Genomic DNA, 286 nt, shown 5'->3' on the forward strand with positions numbered 1-286 from the left:
TTGAACCGGCACAGCGCGAACGCCGAGGGATTTTAAATCCCTTGTGTCTACCAATTCCACCACCAGGGCACGCAATTGCTTGCAATGGTTAGACACCATCTGTGATCACCGCTTTCGCTATGATCTTTAATTTGGAGCGACACATCGGGTTCGAACCGATGACCTCAACCTTGGCAAGGTTGCGCTCTACCAGCTGAGCTAGTGTCGCAATAGATTCTCATAAGAGAATGGAGGCGCGTCCCGGAGTCGAACCGAGGTCCACGGATTTGCAATCCGCTGCATAGCC

1 tRNA gene is annotated in these 286 nt (G+C 52.4%); it reads right to left on the bottom strand.

Annotated elements, in window-relative coordinates:
* Positions 1 to 132: 132 nt before the first annotated feature.
* A tRNA-Gly gene (locus E5A76_RS05895) sits at positions 133 to 208 on the bottom strand.
* Between the last annotated feature and the right edge of the window lie 78 nt (positions 209 to 286).

It is taken from the genome of Photobacterium lucens, assembly GCF_009873615.1.
Taxonomy (GTDB): domain Bacteria; phylum Pseudomonadota; class Gammaproteobacteria; order Enterobacterales; family Vibrionaceae; genus Photobacterium; species Photobacterium lucens.